At 60.9% G+C, this 19,320-nt stretch carries 15 protein-coding genes; 7 read left to right on the top strand and 8 right to left on the bottom strand.

Annotation, left to right across the window (positions count from 1 at the left end; translation table 11 throughout):
- Positions 1-32: 32 nt before the first annotated feature.
- Both PQR62_RS13660 and PQR62_RS13655 read right to left on the bottom strand, forming a co-directional pair.
- The gene (locus tag PQR62_RS13660; protein WP_408158491.1) at positions 33-1,391 is read right to left on the bottom strand and encodes an LLM class flavin-dependent oxidoreductase; all 1,359 of its coding nucleotides are present in this window, start codon (positions 1,389-1,391) and stop codon (positions 33-35) included.
- Between the two features lie 122 nt (positions 1,392-1,513).
- The gene (locus PQR62_RS13655; RefSeq protein ID WP_408158490.1) at positions 1,514-1,858 is read right to left on the bottom strand and encodes a DUF3088 domain-containing protein; all 345 of its coding nucleotides are present in this window, start codon (positions 1,856-1,858) and stop codon (positions 1,514-1,516) included.
- Between the two features lie 216 nt (positions 1,859-2,074).
- Between PQR62_RS13655 and PQR62_RS13650 the strand changes: the two genes are divergently transcribed.
- The gene (locus PQR62_RS13650) at positions 2,075-2,581 is read left to right on the top strand and encodes a hypothetical protein (RefSeq protein ID WP_408158489.1); all 507 of its coding nucleotides are present in this window, start codon (positions 2,075-2,077) and stop codon (positions 2,579-2,581) included.
- Positions 2,582-2,656: 75 nt separating this feature from the next.
- Here the strand turns inward: PQR62_RS13650 and PQR62_RS13645 are convergent, their stop codons facing one another.
- The gene (locus tag PQR62_RS13645; RefSeq protein ID WP_408158488.1) at positions 2,657-4,174 is read right to left on the bottom strand and encodes a M81 family metallopeptidase; all 1,518 of its coding nucleotides are present in this window, start codon (positions 4,172-4,174) and stop codon (positions 2,657-2,659) included.
- Positions 4,175-4,222: 48 nt separating this feature from the next.
- Entirely contained in the window at positions 4,223-5,518 is a 1,296-nt protein-coding gene (locus PQR62_RS13640; protein WP_408158487.1) for an MFS transporter, read from the bottom strand.
- Positions 5,519-5,698: 180 nt separating this feature from the next.
- Here PQR62_RS13640 and PQR62_RS13635 point away from each other — a divergent pair, with 180 nt between their 5' ends.
- The 6 genes from PQR62_RS13635 to PQR62_RS13610 all read left to right on the top strand — a co-directional run bounded on the left by PQR62_RS13635 (position 5,699) and on the right by PQR62_RS13610 (position 11,855).
- Positions 5,699-6,607, top strand: coding sequence for a LysR family transcriptional regulator (locus PQR62_RS13635; RefSeq protein WP_408158486.1), 909 nt, complete (start codon positions 5,699-5,701; stop codon positions 6,605-6,607).
- A gap of 402 nt (positions 6,608-7,009) precedes the next feature.
- Positions 7,010-7,810, top strand: a complete 801-nt coding sequence (locus tag PQR62_RS13630; RefSeq protein WP_408158485.1) for an ABC transporter ATP-binding protein — start codon at positions 7,010-7,012, stop codon at positions 7,808-7,810.
- A gap of 28 nt (positions 7,811-7,838) precedes the next feature.
- Positions 7,839-8,603: an ABC transporter permease gene (locus PQR62_RS13625; RefSeq protein WP_408158484.1), complete on the top strand. Its 765-nt coding sequence runs from the start codon at positions 7,839-7,841 to the stop codon at positions 8,601-8,603.
- A complete protein-coding gene (locus tag PQR62_RS13620) occupies positions 8,585-9,568 on the top strand; it encodes an ABC transporter substrate-binding protein (protein ID WP_408158483.1) in 984 nt (327 codons plus the stop codon). Before PQR62_RS13625 ends, PQR62_RS13620 begins: the two co-directional genes overlap by 19 nt.
- 128 nt (positions 9,569-9,696) lie before the next feature.
- Positions 9,697-10,983, top strand: a complete 1,287-nt coding sequence (locus tag PQR62_RS13615; protein WP_408158482.1) for an amidase — start codon at positions 9,697-9,699, stop codon at positions 10,981-10,983.
- 197 nt (positions 10,984-11,180) lie between these two features.
- Positions 11,181-11,855: a GntR family transcriptional regulator gene (locus PQR62_RS13610; protein ID WP_408158481.1), complete on the top strand. Its 675-nt coding sequence runs from the start codon at positions 11,181-11,183 to the stop codon at positions 11,853-11,855.
- Between the two features lie 73 nt (positions 11,856-11,928).
- Here the strand turns inward: PQR62_RS13610 and tssA are convergent, their stop codons facing one another.
- The 4 genes from tssA to PQR62_RS13590 all read right to left on the bottom strand — a co-directional run bounded on the left by tssA (position 11,929) and on the right by PQR62_RS13590 (position 18,748).
- Entirely contained in the window at positions 11,929-13,554 is a 1,626-nt protein-coding gene (tssA, locus tag PQR62_RS13605) for a type VI secretion system protein TssA (protein ID WP_408158480.1), read from the bottom strand.
- 88 nt (positions 13,555-13,642) lie between these two features.
- Positions 13,643-17,206, bottom strand: a complete 3,564-nt coding sequence (locus tag PQR62_RS13600; protein ID WP_408158479.1) for an ImcF-related family protein — start codon at positions 17,204-17,206, stop codon at positions 13,643-13,645.
- Between the two features lie 8 nt (positions 17,207-17,214).
- Positions 17,215-18,495 (bottom strand): KPHS_23130 family T6SS system protein, encoded by a 1,281-nt coding sequence (locus PQR62_RS13595; protein WP_408158478.1) that lies wholly within the window; start codon positions 18,493-18,495, stop codon positions 17,215-17,217.
- Between the two features lies 1 nt (position 18,496).
- Complete coding sequence (locus PQR62_RS13590) at positions 18,497-18,748, bottom strand: PAAR domain-containing protein (RefSeq protein WP_408158477.1); 252 nt, start codon at positions 18,746-18,748, stop codon at positions 18,497-18,499.
- Positions 18,749-19,320: the final 572 nt, after the last annotated feature.

Below are 19,320 nucleotides of genomic sequence, written 5' to 3'. Positions count from 1 at the left end.
TCTGTTTTACCACCGCACTCAGCCGCAACATCTCATGCAGCGATGGCCCTGGCTTGAGCACTATGGCGTCCGGCCGGCCGCGCCAGTCCCAGATGCTCGCGCAGGGTTGTGCCTTCATATTCGCGACGAAACAGTCCGCGCTGCTGCAGGATGGGCACCACGCCTTCGGTGAAGGCCTGCAAGCCATCGGGCAAGGCATCCGGCATCAGATTGAAACCGTCGGCGGCGCCGGCCCTGAACCAGCGCTCGATGTCGTCGGCCACCTGCTCCGGCGTGCCGACGATGACACGATGTCCGCCGCCGCCGGACAGCGCACGGATCAGCTCGCGCACGCTGTGACCGTGCCGTTTTGCCAGCGCCAGCGTGGCCTTGAAGAAAGTGTGGTTGCCGTTGCCGCCGGCCGGCAAGGCGATGTCCTCGGGCAGACGATCATCCAGTCGCAGACGATCCGGCGCAATACCTAGCGTGCCGGCCAGACGATTGAGGCTGTAGCTCCACGGAATCATGTCGATCAGCTGATCGCGCCGGCGCAGCGCCTCGGCTTCGGTAGCGCCGATGATGGTGGCCAGTCCTGGCAGCACTTTTATCGCCTGCGGGCCGCGCCCATAAGCTGCCGCCCGTGCGTGCAGATCCTGTCTATAGGCTTGCGACTCGTCCAGCGACTGCGATGCCGAGAACACCGCTTCGGCATGACGCGCCGCCAGATCGCGACCGTCGCCCGAACCGCCGGCCTGCACCAGCACCGGGTAGCCTTGCGGCGTGCGCGGCAGGTTGAGCGGCCCCTGTACCTTGAAATGAGGGCCACGATGCGCAATCGGCTGCACCTTGCCCGGATCGATGAAGCGGCCGGCCTGTTTGTCGCCGATCACGGCGTCGTCTTCCCAGCTGTCCCACAGCGCCTTGACCACTTCGGTGAATTCGCCGGCGCGCGCATAGCGCTGGCCATGATCCGGCGTGCCCTCCAAACCGAAATTGCGCGCCGAGCCGGGGTCTGCCGTGGTCACCACATTCCAGCCGGCGCGACCGCCGCTGACGTGGTCGAGCGTGGCAAAACGGCGCGCGATGTTGTAAGGCTCGTTATAGCTGGTGGAGGCGGTCGCGATCAGTCCGATGCGGCTGGTGGCGGCCGCCACGCAGGCCAGCAGCACGGTCGGCTCCAGCGCAGTGATCGGTCGGAAATCGATCTGTTCGACGATGGAGGCGTTGTCGGCCAGGAACACCGCGTCGAGCTTGGCCGCCTCGGCAATCTGCGCCACCCGCACATAGTGCTGGACGTCGATGAAGGCCTGCGGATCGGCATCGGGCAGGCGCCAGGCAGAGGGAATGAAACCGGAATGCAGAATATTGACGTTCAGATGCAGACGAGGCGCCGGCGTCAGGGCATCGCTCATGATGAATTCCTTTTTTGGGGAGGCCAGACCTCACCGCTGCCGCAAGGGCTGTAGCGAGGTCGAATGGAAATGTACGGATCGACAAGGAAGTGAGGACGCCAGGCCCGGCCTGACTTCGTCCATCAATGCGGCCTGGCGAAGCCGTGACGTTGCGCCAGCAATTCGAGAATACGGCGGGTGTCGGTCACGAAGCGTTTGTCGCCCAGCCGCTCGACATCATCGGGAATCGGCTGATCGTCGCCCAGAATCAGAACCGGCAGGCCCTGATGATCGGCATCGAGCAGCGCCACCACGTCGGCGCGCGGCCGTGGAAACGGCAGGCGGCGGATGTCCAGCGACTTGAGCTTGTCGGGCTCGCCGGCCAGCAAGCCTTCAATCGGAATGCAATCAGGACAGACGAAGCGTTCGCCCGGGTATTTGGGATCGGCAAATCCATGTTCCAGCAACAACAGCAGATCTCGGCTCATGCAACAGGCTCCAGAAAAAGAGAATCGATCGAAGATATCCGAAGATTCTGTTCCGCGCGCCGGCCGCTCGCCACGAATATATCTGCATATCCTTATGCAGCGCGCCCTGCTGACGCAGGCGCCCGAGGGCGCGGCGCTTGCGATAAGGCAGCGTCGATGCACATATTCCACTATCATGTCGGACTTCGATGCAACTTTGGCCTGCCCCTGCCCCGTATGTCCGACCTCGACTCCCACGCTTCCGATACCGATCCAGCCGATGAGAATGTCATCCATGAACCACGCCTGTGGCGCGATGAAGGCTGGACTGCGCGCATCATCAAGAACGATGACGACGACGGCTGGGCGGTGGAAATGACGCGCGAAGGCGAGCGCGAGCCAACGCTGATCGGCCCCTGGACCATGGGCCGCGACAAGAAGAACCCCAAGCCGATGGACAAGCCGGCCTTCAATACGCTGGTCAAGACTGCCTCTGAGTTTCGCCGCCGCAGCGAGCAGCAGTTGCACGCGCAACTGCACAAGGAAGTCACCGTCGACAGCGACGACGGCAGCATCAAGGTGACGCTGGACATCGTGCCCGACGACGATTTTCCCTATGCCGAACTGAAGGCCTGGGATGAAATGGGCGAACTGCTGGCCAAGGCGCAGACTGCGCCGAATTACAAGCTGAGCATCGACAGCGCCGAACGCTGGATTGCCGGCGGCTATCGCAAGCCGAACTGATCTCTGCCGGTGCATCCGGATTTAGCACAGGCAACATGCAAGAAAAAACGCCACTAGAAATAGTGGCGTTTTTATTCAGACCGGACGCACGAATGCGGGTCCACCCGGGCTGGTTCTGATGCCCTCTTGCAAATGCCTCCACGGCAGCTCGGCCGGGTCGGCCACCATCGGCCCCGGTGCTTTCGCCACCAGCACCGCTGCCGCAACAGGCTGAAAATCGGCCCGAAAATGCACCGAGCTTTTATTGACCAGAATCTTCTTGGACTCCGGATGGATGCCGGCCACGCGGTACAGGTTGCGGTCGAACATCTGCGCCTTGCTGGTGCTCACGGCAATGTCCACGCCGCCGATGCGCAGGCAGGCGGTGGGGCCGAGCTCGGCCAGCATGCCGGTCATCATCGGGCCGTCGTAGCGCACGCGGCCGTCCGACAGAGCAATGACTTCAAATTCGCCGGCAAAGGGACTATCGCCTTCTACGCCCGAGGTGCCGGCCAGATTCAGCTGCAGCCTGGCGCCGATGCCGGCCGCATGCGCCAGCGCGGCGGCCTGCGGATCGCTGATGAGGCCGATGGCGGCGTTCTCGACCTGATTGGCCAGCAGCGCGCGCAGCATGCCCATGGTGTTGGAGTCGCCGCCGGCGCCGGGGTTGTCCTGGGTGTCGGCGATGACGACCGGCTTGTCGGCGGTCAGGCTGATGCGGATCGCTTCCTTGACGGCGGCATCGGGTGTCAGGAACGGTACTTCCCACAAGGCTTCGTCCTGCATCATCTTGTCGTAGAGCTGCGCTACGGCGCGTGCGACCGCTTCGATGTTCTTGCCGTGACCCCAGATCACCGGGCCGCACTCGGGAAAGTCGGCCGCCGGAAAACCCGGGCAGAACGAGAGCGAAACGACTTCATCGGGCGCCTGCGATTCCATGGATGATTCCATTGATTCAAGCGCGGCGTACATCGACTGCGCCGGCTCCAGCAAGGTGCACATGCCATTGATGGGAATCAGAAACGGCAGACGACGATGGACGGTCTTGATCGCACCCGGCTGCGCCACCAACTGCTGCAACAAGACAAACGCGCGCGCCCCGGTTTCGGCCAGGTCGACGTGCGGATAGGTGCGATAGGCCACCAGCGCATCGGCCAGCGTCAGCATCTTCTGCGTCACGTTGGCGTGCAGGTCGAGCGAGATCACGATGGGAATCGTCGGCCCGACCACTGCTCTCAGCAATTCCAGCAAAGTGCCCTCGCCGTCGTCGGTGCTCTCGGCCACCATGGCGCCGTGCAGATCGAGGTAGATGGCGTCGGGCTTGCTGCTTCTCGCTGCATCGACGATTTCGCCGGCGATCCTGGCATAGGCGTCGGCGGTGACATGGGCCGAGGGACTGGCGCCGGCCCAGATCACCGGCAGCAGCTCATGCCCGGCTTCCTCTGCCGCCAGAATGAATCCGCCCGCAGGAATGTTGACCTCACGCAGCGCAAGCAACTGTGCGCCGCGTTGCATCATGGGAAAGCCCTCACCCTTTTCGAAGCTGCTGTAGCTGGCTTTGGAAGGCGCAAAGGTATTGGTTTCGTGCTGGAAACCGGCAATTAAGATACGCATGGCGACAAAAAATCCTTTTCAAGAATCTGCTGAAATCGAATGACTTTTTTAATAAGCGGCCTGTGCTGCCGCCGGCTGACGGTTCAGCGCGAGTAATACGAATCCGACCACCAGCAAGCCCACCATCACCCACAAGCCGGATTGCGTATTGCCGGTGGCGGTGCGTATCCAGCCGATCAGGGTCGGACTGAGGAAGCCGCCGAGCAGACCGATGGTATTGATCAAGGCAATGCCGCCGGCGCTGGCTTCGCCTTTCAGATATTCCGAAGGTATCGCCCAGAACACCGTGTAGGCCACCCACATCATGGCGGTCGCAATCGTCATGCAGAACAAGGCCGGCCACAGATTGCCGCTATTCATGGTGGCCGCCACCAGCATGACGGCGGCGACAAAGGCCGGCACCGCGCTGTGCCAGCGCCGTTCGCGGAAGTGGTCGGAGCTCCAGCTGAAGATCAGCATGCAGATCGCCGCCACCACATAGGGAATGGCCGAATAGAAACCGATGTGGACCAGATTGGTGACGCCGCTGTCCTTGATGATGGTCGGCAGCCAGAAGCTCACGGCGTAGATGCCGCTGATCAGGCAGAAATAGCCGAAAGCCATCAGATACACCTTGGGGTCCGTGGCAACCTGGCGGAAGGAATGATGTTTGGTCGACACAGGCGTCACGTCGGAGGCCAGCAGGCGCTTTTCCTCATCGCTCAGCCAGCCGGCATCTTGCGGCCTGTCGCTCAGCACTTTCAGACACAGCAAGCCGAGCAGCACACAGGGCAGGCCTTCGATCAGGAACATCCATTGCCAGCCCTTCAAGCCGTGCAGATCCGCAAACGCGCCCATGATCCAGGTCGACAGCGGCGCACAGAAGATGCCGGCCAGCGGCGCCGCCAGCATGACGATGGACATCACCCGCGCCATGCGACGCTGCGGGTACCAATAGGTCAGATAGAAGATCATGCCGGGCGCGAAACCGGCTTCGAATACACCGAGCAGGAAGCGCAGACAGTAGAAGGAAGTTTCGGTCTGCACGAACAGCATGCTGGCCGAAGTCAGGCCCCACAGAATCATGATGCGGCTGATGGTCTTGCTGGCGCCGACCTTGGGCAGCATCAGATTGCTGGGAATCTCGAACATGGCGTAGCCGATGAAGAAGATGCCGGCGCCCAGTCCGTAGGCGGCATCAGACAAGCCCAGGTCGGACTGCATCTGCAGTTTGGCGAAGCCGATATTGACGCGATCGAGATAGGCAAAGATGTAGCAGAGCAGCAGGAATGGCAGAAGTCTCCAATTGATCTTGCTATACAGAGCGGACAGTGCCGCCTCGTTTGGCTGAATGCTTGTGGACACGCTTTTCTCCCGAATGAGCGTTGGCTGGATGGATGATGTGAAGCTGCGCTTGAAGCCTGGGCTGAAAATTATTTGTTAAATAATTTGTGAAAGCGCTTTATATTCAGTCCTCGCAAGTTATCGAGCAAGAGCAACTTTTTAAACTTATCGTTGCCCGGTGAGCAACGCAGGACATTTCCGATGAGAGAACTGAATCAGCGCCGCATTCGCTACTTCCACGAAGTGCTCACGCACAAATCCATACGCCGCGCGGCCGAAAGCCTGAATACATCCCCTTCGGTGATCACGCGCCAGATTCGGCTGCTGGAAGAAGAAATCGGCGCGCAACTGTTCGAACGCCAGGCGCGCGGCGTCGAGCCGACTGAGGCGGCGCGCATGCTGCTCGACTTCTGGCGCGGCTGCCAGTCGCAGCAGGAGCAATTCGAAGAGCGGCTGATGTCGCTGCATGGGCTGCAGTCGGGCGAAGTGCGCATGGTGATCAGCGAAGGCTATGTGGACGGCCTGATGGATGAGGTGCTGACCGATTTCTGCACCACCTACCCCGGCGTGCGGGTGACGGTGGACGTGCTGGCGGTCAGCGATCTATTATCGGAAGTCGCGGAAAACCGGGCCCACCTGGCGCTGGCCTACAACCCGCCGGCGCATCCCGAGATTCAATATCTGGCCAGCTCCAGCCAGCCGGTGGAGCTGCTGGTGCGCGCCGGACATCCGCTCGCACTGCGCGGCGCCAAGGTTCACTTCAAGGAAATTCTGCATTATCCGATTGCGATGATGCCGCCTGAATATGGCCTGGGGAAGGCAGTGCAACTGATGGCCTATTCCGAAAATCTGGAACTGAATCCAGCCTTCATGACCAACTCGCTGGCATCGCTGCGCCGCTTCGTCAGCCGCAGCGACGGCGTGTCTTTCATCGGCGGCTTCTCGGCCTTCAAGGAAATCGCCAGCGGCGAACTGGTCACGCTGCCGATCGACCATCCGCTGTTCAAGAAGGTAAAGGCAAGGCTGCTGGCGAAAGTCGGGCGGCCCTTGCCGGTCGCGGCTGAGGAGCTGTTGAAGTGGATCAAGCAGAGGCTGCAGACGTTTCAGTGAGCGCGGGCATGCAGGCGTCTGCCATCGGAACTTTCTCGCCCGGTAGATTGCAATTCCCGCTGGCTGGCAAAGACTTGAGTTCCCCATTTCACCCCGCGCCATGTTTGGGCGGGCTTGTGCTCGCGCACGGATTCTGTGCGCCTGTATTCATCCGTATTCATCCATATCCGTCCGATCGCCCGCGCTGAAAAGGGGCGATTTCCCCTCCGCTGATCCGCAAATCCGCCGTCCATAAAGAACTGCGGTGATCGGCATTTTCTCTCTCCAGCACATACGCACTTCTGGCACGGCTCGTGCTTAGAAAATATATTATGCATTATGCATAGTTGGTAAATGGCAATATGCATCGGCAACAATTTTGACTCATCGGTCGACGCCAGGTCGACCTCTATCAGGGAGCAAATGTTGGAGAACCGCCTTGAAGTCAGGAATCTCAGTCATGCCTTCATCAAATCCAATGGTGAAGAAATCCGTATCTTTCAAAACCTGAATTTCGCCGTCGGCAAGGCCGAAATCGTGGCCATCGTCGGTCGCAGCGGCGCCGGTAAAAGCACCCTCTTCAATCTGATCTCCGGCCTGCTCAAGCCCAGCGCCGGCCAGATTGCGCTGGGCGCCAAGGAAGACGGCAAGCCCGGCAGCATCGCTTACATGCTGCAAAAAGACTTGCTGCTGCCATGGCGCACCATCCTCGAAAACGCGGTGCTGGGCATAGAACTGAATCGCGAGGTAACCGACGCCGACCGCACGCGCGCCAGGGCCATGCTGGGCCGTTACGGTCTGGAGTCGGTGGCAAATGCCTATCCGCACTCCTTGTCCGGCGGCATGAAGCAACGCGTGGCGCTGACCCGCACGCTGCTGGCCGATCCGACCGTGGTGCTGCTGGATGAACCCTTCTCGGCGCTCGATTACGAAACCCGCCTGATGCTGGAAAACGACGTCATCAGCCTGACCCGCACCGAAGGCACCAGCGTGATTCTGGTAACCCACGACATCGATGAAGCGATCGCCATGAGCAATCGCATCGTGGTGCTGGGCGGGCGCCCGGCCAAGATCACGCGCGAAGAAAAGATCGTGCTGACGGTCGAGGGCAGCGACGGCCATCGTGATGCCGTAACGGCGCGCGGCGCGCCCGAGTTTCCGCAGTATCACAAGGAAATCTGGAATGCCTTGCGTGCCAGCGACGTGGCGCACGCCGGCGTCTGAGCGGCTCAGAGACACAAAAGGACAAGTCATGAAAAAGAAAAACAACGGCGCGACCATGATCGTCACCACCATCCTGGTCGTACTGGTGGTGCTGTGGCAAATGGCGGCGCAGGCCAATCTGATCAACGGCCAGCTGCTGGGCTCGCCGCTCGGCATTTACAAGTCGGCGGTGATCGGTTTCACCAAGGGCCAGCTGGCGTACGACACCTGGGTCACGCTGGTGGAAACCCTGCTCGGGCTGGTGATCGGCAGCGGCCTGGGCATAGTGTTGGGTCTGGTGCTGTGGTTCTATCCGCGCACCTCGGACATCGTCGAACAGTTTTCGATACTGCTCAACAGCATTCCGAAGATTGCACTGGGCCCGCTGATCATCATCTGGTTCGGTTCGGGCATGGTGTCCAAGATCTGGCTGGCCGGCATCTCGACCTTCGCGGTAGCAATGATCTCGTCCTGCGCTGCCGCGCAGGAGGTCGACAAGGACTTGCTCAACCTCTTCAAATCCTTCAAGGCGCAGCGCGCCAAGGTGTTCAAGAAGCTGATCCTGCCGGCCTCGGTCCCCTGGATCTTTTCCATCTTCCGCATCAACATCGGCTTCGCGCTGATCGGTTCTGTGGTGGGCGAATTCATCGCCTCTGAAAACGGCCTGGGCCACGCGGTGTTCGTCGCCGGCTCGCTGTTTGATCTCAATACTGTCTGGCTCGGCGTCATCATTCTGACGCTGATGGCGGCTGTACTTACCTGGGTTGTCCAACTAATAGAAGAGAGGATCGTTTCATGGAAAGTCGAACAATGAAGTACGCCCGCAGTCTGCTCGGTTCCGCATTGATCGCCGGCGCCTGCCTGGCCGCGCCCAGTTCCTTCGCCGCTGAAAAGGCGGTGATCTATCAGGCTTTCCAGTCGATTCAGTATCTGCCGCTGTATGTGGCGATGAACGAAGGCCTGTTCGCCAAACACGGTCTTGAAGTGCAAAAAGTGACGGCCGGCGGCGGCGCCCAGGGCGTGGCCGCGGTGATCGGCGGTCATGCCGATTTTTCGCTGCAGGATCCGATGACGGCGGTGCTGGCCAACCTCAAGGGCGCCTCGCTGATTAACGTCGCGATGGTAGTGTCCGGCGTGCCGGTGTGGATGGTGGCGCCGCCCAATTCACCGATCAAGTCGATTGCCGACCTCAAGGATCAGACCATTTCCGCCGCCCTGCCGCCTTCGACCAGCACCTATCTGCTCCAGAATCTGCTGAAGGAAAAGGGCTTGTCCAGCGTCAAGCTGAACACCGTCGCCATCGGCACCGAGATCGCACCGGTGACGGCCGGCCGCGCGGCTGCCGCCACGCTGTATCAGCCGCAGGTGGAGCAGGCGCTGGCCAACGGCTACAAGATCGTTTACGACTTCGCCAAGCAATATGACGGCGTGTATGCCTTCTCGACCATCGACACCCTGAAATCGACCATCGAGAAGCGTCCGCAGATGGTGCAGAGTTTCGTCAGCGCCATCGCCGATGCCGAGAAACTGATGCAGACTTCGCCGCAGGTCGCCTACAAGGTGGCGGTGGCCGAGTTCCCTTCGCTGGAAAAGAGCGTGGTGGAAGCTGCCGTGAAGCGCCTGCTGGATCAGAAGATTTATCCGGCTACGCCATCGATCTCGAAGCAGGCGTTCCAGGCCGGTCTGGATCTGCAGATTTCCATCGGCAACATCAAGAAGGGTGAAGTGACTTACGAAAGCGCAGTCGACAATAGCTTCGCCGAGAAGGCCGGCAAATAAGATTGCTATGCTTGAAATGACGGACCCGGTCGCATGATGCTGGATCGAGTCCGTCACATGCCATCCTGCACCATCCCCGCAGCATCTCGTTTCACAGGCAGGCACGACGCCTAATTTATGAGCAGACCATGACCACAGCACATATGCAAGCAAGCACCGCCGAAGCGCCCTCCGCGCTCGGTCTCGCGATCGCCGCCGCCGACAGGGTCGAAGGCACGCTCAAGGCCTTTGTACATCGCCCCCCGAGCTACGCAGTCGCTGCTACAGACGGCAAGACCGGGCCGCTGGCCGGCGTGCCGGTTGCCGTCAAGGATCTGATCGATACGGTGGACATGCCGACCACTTACGGCTCCAAGATTTTTCTGACGCATCAGCCGCAGAAAGATGCATGGATAGTCAGCAAGCTGCGCGCCGCCGGCGCCATCATTTTCGGCAAGACCGTCACCACCGAATTCGCCTGGCGCGATGCGGGTCCGACCGTCAATCCGTGGAATCCGGCGCACAGCCCGGGCGGTTCCTCCAGCGGTTCGGCCGCGGCAGTCGGCGCCGGCATCGTCCCTATCGCGCTGGGCACGCAGACCGTCGGTTCTGTGATTCGCCCGGCATCGTATTGCGGCGCCGTCGGCTACAAGCCGACCTTCGGCCTGATTCCAACCGATGGCGTGCATGATCTAGCGCCCTCGCTCGATCACCTCGGCTTCATCACCTCCAGCTTCTATTGGGCCGCCGTATGCCACGCCGTGATCGTGCGTGACGGCGCTGTCGCGGCACCGGCATCGGCCGATGCTTTCGCTGCCGGCGTCAAACCGCGCAAGCTGGGCGTGTACCGATCGTCACAATGGGCGCAGGTCGACACCGACGTGCAACAGAACTTCGACGCCGTGGTGCGCCGTCTGGAAGCGCTGGGCGTGGAATGCGTAGACGCCGGTCTCGGCCTCGATATCCGCGCGCTCAATGCCTTGACGCTTGACATCCTGGCTTACGAGGCACGCATCGCCATCCACGACGACATCAAGGACAAGGCCGCCCTCGCCGGCCCGTACACGCGTGAATTGGTGGAGCGCGGCAAGACCATCAGCGCGGCAGAATATCAAGTCTTGCTCGATCAGCTGACCGCGCTGCGCGCCGGTCGCGATGTGCTCCTCAATGGCCTCGACGCCATCATGACCATCACCTCGCCGACCACCGCGCTCAAGGGCCTAGAAAAAACCGGCGATGCATCGTTTTGTGCGCCGGCAACATTGCTGGGCCTGCCGGCGGTGACGGTGCCCTCGGGCTTCTCCGCCGACTTCCTGCCTTACGGCGTGCAACTGATCGGGCGCAGCAATGAAGATCTGGCATTGTTGAATGCCGGCCAATGGCTCAGCACTGTGCTGCCGTCCTTGAAGCCGGCGTCATTGACGCCCGCAAGCTAGCAATGAATGCTCTGGTGCAGCGGAAGAAACTTGCACCAGAGTCTCATGCAGGACAAAATGCGATGAAGATGGCTCACTCAGCAAGAGCCGCACAGAGCGGTCAGACGGATACCGTTTCAAGCCATGCAGTTGCAGACAGGCTGGCGCGAGATACTCCGTTCAGATTGCCAACCGAGACACTTCTAAAGAATCCGCGCATGCCGAAAGCCTTTAAAACCATAGAACAGCATGTCCTCAGCCTGCTGAGAAACGACATCCTGTCGGGGAAATATCATCCCGGCGACAAATTGCGCCAGGATGAAGTCGCCAGACGCTTCGAGGTCAGCACCACGCCGGTACGCGAAGCATTTCGCGGACTGCGTTCGGAGGGTCTGGTCTTCATCGACGCCAACAAGGGCGTGGTGGTCAAAGGGCTGACGGTGGACGACGTCGCCGAGATCTACGAACTGCGCATCGCACTGGAGCCGCTGCTGGCAAAGAAAGCGGTCAGCTCCATCGCACCCGAATCGCTGCTGGCCGCGCAGGCCATCCACGAAGAAATGTGCGCCTCAAGCGATCCGCATCAGTGGTCGGCGCTGAACCGCGAATTCCACATCAAGCTGATGATGAGCGAAGAAAATTCACGGCTGTACGAAATCGTGAAGAATCTGCTGGTGGTGGCCGAGCCCTATGTGTCGCTGTCGATCTTCATCCACCCCAAGATCCTGCAGGTCGACAACGAAGAGCACGCCATGATTCTCGACGGCTACAACAAGAAGAACGGCAAACAGGTCGAGAAGATCGTCAAGCAGCATCTGGAACAGACCCTGGCCGCGATCCAGGACTCGGTTAATGAACAGACGCTGGGGCAGATGCGGTCGTTGGCGAAGTAGAAGCGAGGTGGGGCAAGGTGGAGCAACAAGTCCATCTGGATCTCTGATTCCGCTCGGTTCAGGCTCATCCAATTCAGCTTGTTGCCAGTGCTCGCAAAGGATCGAGCACAGTGAGCTCAGCCGCCAGTTGACGCACGCGCGGCTCAAGTTCATCCCGGTTTGCATCTTTTTTTACAGCGGCTTGCCTGAGCAGGCGCAACAACTGATGCTTGACGTCGAACACCAGCGCGGGCTCCCATGATGTGAGTTGTGCCGCAGCGGTCAATCCATTCAGTTGCGTCATCAGATGCTGGGCAATATCCCCTCTTCCGGCTTGCTCTGCCAGCCGCGCCATCAACCAGCGCTGCAAAAATTGCTGACGTTGCGCTGCCATGCCCGGCAAGCCCTGCAACCAGGAGAACACCGCATCCAGTCCTTCATTGATCAACAGTTCGCGCGCCTGCGCTTCGATTTCCTGCCACTGCGCGGCACCTGCTGCGGTGTCACCACCGCTCAGACTCAGCGGCGCCATGGCTTCGCCGGCTTCCAGATTGCGCACGACGGCGTGACGGGCGATCCAGTCCAGCGTCAGGTCATCCGCAAACGGCGTGCCGTCGCTGAACGCCAGACGCTCCAGCCCGGACAGACGCTCCAGCGTCAGCGCGAAATCGGTACGCAGCAGCTCGCTCCAGCTAGTGTAGGGATCGCGCAGCTGCTCCAGCGCCGTGTGCTGAAAGAACTGCAGATCTAACCAGAGATGATTGGCCGCTTCAGTGAATGCGCCCTCCACTCGCTCCAGCAATTCGTGCCATTGTTTTTGAATCAGCAGGCGTTTGAGTTGCTGGCGCAATTCGGGACGCGGCGCTTGCAGGCGTGTCTGCAAGCGGCTGTCGGCCGGCGGCAGATCATGAATCGTGTCCCAGCGCACGCAGCGGATCAGGCGTGCCGAGGACAGATAGCCGCGCTCCTGTTTGCGCAAAAACTGCGCCATGGCGCGCGCCTGTTCAAGCAGGTCGCGGCCGGAAGCGATGGGTGCGACAGGAACCGTGCGCTGCGCAGCGGCGGTCTCCTGCCCGTTAGCGTGAGCCCCCACCTGCTGTGCGACCGGGGCCGGGTTATCCGCGTCGTTCTGTTCGAACCTCGCCACTAGTGGCTGCAGCACCGGACGCGCTGCAGCAGGCCATTGCGCAGTGCGGGTCACCAGCAGATTGAGGGCCGCCGCTGCACGCTTCAGATCCGCATCCGCGAAGGCTTCATGCGACGGTAACTGATCCAGCAGGCGTGCATTCGCCAGCCATTCCAGCGCGCCCTTTCTGGTCTCCGCACGCCCCGGCAACAGCGCCTCGCCGAAACGTTCGACCAGCGCTGCGGTCAGTTCGATGCCATCGGCAAAGCCGGCGCCGCCGTCGAGCCGCAGGCGGGCAAAGGTGTAATAAGCCGCCAGCCTTAAGTCCTTGCCGACCTCTTTCAGCAACTGCTCGCAGCAACGAACGATCAGGCGTTCATCGACATTCGACAGTCTGCCGATTTCATCCTTGATCGCAAAGAATGCATCTTCATAGCCAGGATCGCGGCCCACGCCATTGCCGTCAGATGCGCCTGGATCGGATGGGCTTGCGGGAATTGCTCGCAGCCAGTCTTGCCAGGCATCCATGCGCTCACGCACCAGCTCGTCGGGATTGCGGCTGCCGAACAGCCGATTCAAAAAACTTGCGAACATGGGTCGCTCCGGTTTGTGCGTATGAGGATGGATGGCAGCAATCCCGTATGTGCTGGATTGCTGAGCGAGTTTTCTCCGCTCCTGGGGGCTACAAAGATAAGCTCTGCCTGCCTGGGATTTCCTTGCGCATCTGCACGCTTTCAGCGGCGGCGCGCGGGGCCAGAAATATCTGTTGCGGCAACACGAAATTGCGCAGCCCCAGCACGTCCAGCGGACCACCGCCGGCTTCGCTGCGCAAAAGGATGCGCAGTGCGACGGCTTGCGGATCATCGCTTTCACTCTTCCAGCTGAGCACATAGCGGGCGCCGTCGAGTTGCGTAACCTGCGCCTGGCTCAACAGACGAATCAGGCCGAAGCGGCCATCGGCGTGGAGGTCGGCGCGCAGGCCGCTCTTTTCGGTACGCCATGCGAGATGCGAGGCGCCGTTCAAGGCGTCGCCGGGCCAGCTCATGGGCAGCCATTCTTCTTTCTCATTGAAGTATTGCAGTGACTGCGTGCCGCTCTTGAGCGTCAGGTCGGTCACGCCGCTGTTGCCGACCGGCTTGAGTTCGAAGCGAATGCCGGCGTCGCCTTGCGCGAACAGGCGATTGCTGATGCGCGTCAGTCGATTCAGCGCCGCGATAAATTGCGGATCCAGCGACAGCACCGTGCTGCCGGCACCTTGTATCGCTTGCCACTGATCGCCCTGGCGCTCCAGCATGCCGGCCAGCTGGGTGCTGACGAACTGCGAAATCAGACCGCCATCGCTGCGCAGAAAACGCGACAGCTCGGCCAGAGAAGCATCATTGTCACTATCGACGAAAGGATAACGCCCGCTGAAAGAAGTATTCCAGGCGACCACGATGGCGCTGCGCCAGTTCTCATTCAGACTGACAGCCGCCGGTCGCAACAGCACGCCCCAGGTCTGCTCCAGCGGACGACTGAAAACGGCATTGCCGAAGCCGCTCCATTGCTGCCCCAGACTGGCGCCGACCCGGTTTGCGTAGTCGCGGCTTTCGGCGACATCTGAAGTACGCCCTTGCAGAATCGCCTGCGCGGTGGCACGCGACATGGCGTCCGGATCGGGACTGGCCATGATTTGCTGCAGCTTCAGACGCACTGCGGTGACGCGTTCCAGATAGCGCGCCAGGCTCATCTCCGAGTTTTGGGCAGCGCCGCCGGGCGCCGCCGTGTGCTGTCCGGCTCCGACCGTAACGCCTGTAGCTGCGACGTTATGCAAGCGCAACAAGGAGGCAAAGGCTGATGCCAACGGCGGTGCATCCATCTCGGCCGGCAATCCGTGAACGGCGTCGGCGTCGCTGCCTTTCAGCAATTCCTGCGCCTTGTTGACCAGATTGTCGGAAAAGGACCTGCGCTGCGTGCCGGCGCCGGCCTGATATGAAACAGCACTGAACAAGGCGATCAGCGGCGAGCGCTGCGCATCGGCCAGCAGCGTCAATTGATCGATGGTGCCGGACAAAGTCTGATCCGGCTGCCACTGCAGGCTGTTCAGGAACAACTCCCAGGCGCGCGCATAGTCGGCGAAGTAGCGCTCCCGCAGTGCAGTTCTGAGCTCGCTGCCGGCGTCCGGCGACTGAGCGGCGGCTGTATGCTGCGCGCTCTCGAACAAGACCCAGTCATGCCCCTGTGCGCCTTGCTTTTCAGCATCGTCGATGCGCTTACCGATCCGCTCGTCCCACGCGACCCGGGTATAGATGCCGGGCACTGTGGCATTGGTGGTGAACAGACCTCGACTACTTTTTCCGCCCAGCAGCGTCTGCAACGACAGCGCCGGGTAATGCGCAGCGTTGTCGGAGATGATGGATTGATACAGGGCATCGACCGAGTGCTGCAGACCGATGACCGCCACCAGCGATTCGCGCGTGGCATTGATCAGGCTGGGGTCCTCTGCCATCGCCCATTGCCCGTGCGCTTTCAGATGATCCACATGGAAGCCGATCAGCCGTCGCGACAGATCGCGCCAGCCGCCCGGCGTGATCAGGGATTGCGTGGTCATCACCGGTTGTCCGCTGTCTTGCCAGTAAGACTTGAGGAAGGCGGTATCGGTCTGCTGCGGACGCGTCAGCATCAGATAGACTTTCAGATCAGCGTAGCTTGCCTTCACCTGCGCCTCGCCGGCGTCGTTCAGTTCCTGCATCGACATGGCGCTGCGCTGCAAGAGCTTGTCCTGAATCTGCAGCGCCAGCGGCTCGCTCAGGATTCTGCGGCTGGCGCTCTGGTAATGCGGCCACAGCGCAGCCAGCAAGGCGCCATCGCGATTAAGTGCAAAGCGGCTATACCATGGCGCGCCCTCGCGCTGCCGCACTTCCAGCGTATCGATCTGCTTTTGCAGCGCATCCAGCTCGATGGCTGCCGGCACCGGGCGCGGCTCGCCCTGAATCCTGGTCACACGCTGCGCTGCCTCGGCAATCATGGCGCGGTTGTAGCCGCCGGCCAACAGACTGCCGGCCATCCAAAGACTCAGTCCGAACACCAGCAGCCAGGCCAGGGCATGGGACCACGAAAAGCCGATACGGCTGCCGCGCGTCAAGCGGCTGTGCAAACTGATGGTTTGCCAATGAACGAGTTGCCAGGGATGCAGCATGCTCTGACGCCACGCAGCGTCGGAATCTGCACTGTTTGCTGCCGTCACAGGAGTAGTGCGCCATGGGGCAAACAGCCAGCCATGCACGGTATTGCGCCGCGCGCGCGAATTGCGCAAGCCTTGAATCGTCTCTGCCAGAGCATGGCTCCGGGCATTCAGATTGGCCGACAATTGCACCAGGGCCGATCTCTGCACATGCTCTTTGAGTCGCTCTACGCCGCGCAACGCCAGCCTGCGACTCAGCTCCTGAAACTGAGGCTCGGTCGCCATCACGTTTGCCCTGCGGCCCGACCACATGCAGGCAATGGCCTGAGCCTCGCTTGCCCGCTCCGAATCGCCAAGCTCGGCAGGATCATCCAGAGCCAATGTATTCATCTCGCTCGGGTTGAGCAGATAGCAAGGCGCGGCCCAGCCCAAGGCACTGCTTTGCAAATGCAATTGGTGCGATAGCAGACGGGTGTCGCCGACGAAACTTCCGTCAAGGCCGCTGCTTACTACAGCCACCATTGCATCTACCGGACGCCGCCGACGCAAGCCGCCTATACGCTTGAGCCAGCCGATGTCCGGAATATCCCCGCCCTTGCTGCTTCCGCTCTTGCCGCCGTACAGCAGGATGGCGCCGCGCCCTGACACCTCATCCGGCAAGGGCAGCCAGCCGTCACGCCGCAGGCCCGGGGCCAGCAGATCGATGCCGGCGGTATCGCCGCACACCAGCAACCAGCGGTCGCGATACAAACCGGACCACAGCCAGCGCCAGCCATAGCGATCGCGCAGATAGGCCTTGATCTCATCCACGCGCCGCGTGGCAGGTTCCTCATCAAATACTTTGTCATCGGCACGAGCCGCGGGATCGCGGCTGAATTGCCGGCGCTGCGGCGCATGCCTGGCGGTAAAACGAATCGCGGCGCGGGTCAGCGGGCCGAACCAGGCCAGCACCGACGCAATCAGCAGCACGATCAGGACGCGGTGCAGCAGCGAGGGTTCGTACTGCTCGCCCCAGAAGAACACCAGCAATAATCCCGCAGCGGTAATGGCCAGCACCAGCATGGCATGACCCGATATCTTCATGAAGTTCCTCACGTGATGTTCATCTCTCTGTCATTGGCAAGCGGCTGCACTATTGCCATTTGCAGACGGGTTCCGCGGCAGCAGATCAGCTGCGCGTGCTTGCTGCTGATGGCATGCTCGATGGCGATTGCCGTGCAGAGCCAGGGCCGCACCACGCCAAGCATTCCCAGCACGGGATCGATTTCAGCCAGGCCGGAAAGCCCTTGACGCTGTGCTGCAGCGAGCCCGTTGTCGATGGCGGCCCTGCTGAGCTCGGCCTTTTCATCGCCAGCAACTGCCGATTGCCACAGCTGTGCAATATCTGCAGGCATTGCCTTGCCCCACAGCAGAGCCTTGCTCATGGCGGCTTGCAGCGGAATGCCATGGGCGTCGACCGGCCGATGCAGCATGGCTTCAAGTGGCAGCCCCAGCTCTCTGGCCAGCAGCGGCCAGCCGAGCAATAAGGCAACACCTGCCTCGCCGCTGCCCTCCTCCGGCGCGGCATGTAATTGCGTGGCCACCACCAGGCTGAGCTTTTGCAATTGCGGACCGCCGTATGCATCCAGCCATTGATCGACAAGCATCAATCCTTCGTCCTCGGCCAGCAACGAGACGCTGACTGCTGGCAAGGCCGCTGCATCCCATGCTTGCTTCCACAAAGAAAGAAGAACTTTCTGCGGCTCGCCAGCGGGTAGTTGCAAGCGGACGTCGAAGGCCGTGCCGGCCGGCAGTTCGAGAATGACGGTACGCAAGGGATGAATCAGTTTTTTGAACAGCGCGTGGTAACGCAAGGCGCTGTCGTCCGCATGGCGAAGTGCGGCAGGAAGGTCTTCGCGGGCGCCAAGTTCAAGATCAAGCGCCGAATGTCTCAGTTGGGTCGCCTGTTTTCGCACCGGCTGTGTTTTCAAGATGGCTGCGCCCGACAAGATGCTTGATGCCAGTGTTCCGTTGGCCACGGCGCAGCAATAGCTTGAAGCGACGACTGCCAGCGGCTCGCTGGCGAAATGGATTGCCGCCTCACGCTCGGACTTCTGCATCTCCACTTCGGTCTGGCGATGCAGCAGGCTGCGCTCGTACATCATCCTCCGTATGCCAAACAAGGCGCACCAGACCAGAAACGGAAGCGCCAGAACGCAGATCCAAAAGATCGGTGTTGCGGTTGATGTGTTCTTCGGCCACAGAAGGAGCGTCGCAGCTGTTCCGGCCAGCATGCAGATCAGCAGCAAGCCCAGCCAGACCGGCAGGCGCGGCGATGCCGGCAGTGCAGATTGTCCGCCGGCGCAGTCGATGCAGGAAAGCTGTACCGGCATATCAGCGCAGGCTGGAGATGAGACGGCAGCCGCAGGCTGCGCGATGCCCGTGACGGGCAATGGGCAAACCGTTGTCCAGCATGCCCTCATCGCCTTCGATAAGGACATTGGGTGAAGTCTTGCACTTCGGGCAGTGCACCTTGTCGCCCTTGCGCGCCACCGCTCGGCCGCCGAAACTCATCTTTCCCGAAGCGCTGATGATGACGCTGCCGGGATGGGTGCCGACGTCGCCCTGTCTGAGAAGATCCATCATGTTGAAGTATTCCCGATGAAGACGGCATGGACGCCTACGCCACGGACAGCGTGGACAGCGTGAATGCTGCCATGAAGCGCGATGTTGAATTTCTCTCTGGCGTGCATGAGTGCACCTCCGCATTTCTGTTGCCTGATGCGTGAACGAAGCCGACAGAAAATCCGGAAACGGATTCACAGGGAAGCGCTCATCCGCCTTCCATAAAGTTGATTCGTCGCTCGAATTTCCACCGATCTTCAGGCCCTGTTCTGACGGGCGCGTTGGCGTCAGTGATCGTAGATAAAACTGCTTTGAAAAACACGGACGATTAAAACATTCCGTATCTCTGCGGGTAAATCGAATAGCGTAGATTTGTTCCGGTTTTTAAGCGGGGAAGTCGCCTCGTTAAAAATGGAATCGACAGCCCGAGTAAAGGCCGCCACCGTCACATACACGAAGCAGAGCGAAGACGAGGTCGGAAACCCGCACGGCGGATGCGACAGAACTTTTCCACTCAGGAATTTCCTGAGCGCCTATCGACGCGCCATGGGAAAACCCCTGATGCAAGACCTTGCTGTTGAGCCTTACAGTTG

Origin of the sequence: Herbaspirillum lusitanum (assembly GCF_046025995.1) — a bacterium.
Lineage (GTDB): Bacteria > Pseudomonadota > Gammaproteobacteria > Burkholderiales > Burkholderiaceae_D > Herbaspirillum > Herbaspirillum lusitanum_A.
The sequence above is the reverse complement of the archived record's forward strand: the minus strand, read 5'-3'. Positions and strand labels throughout refer to the sequence as shown.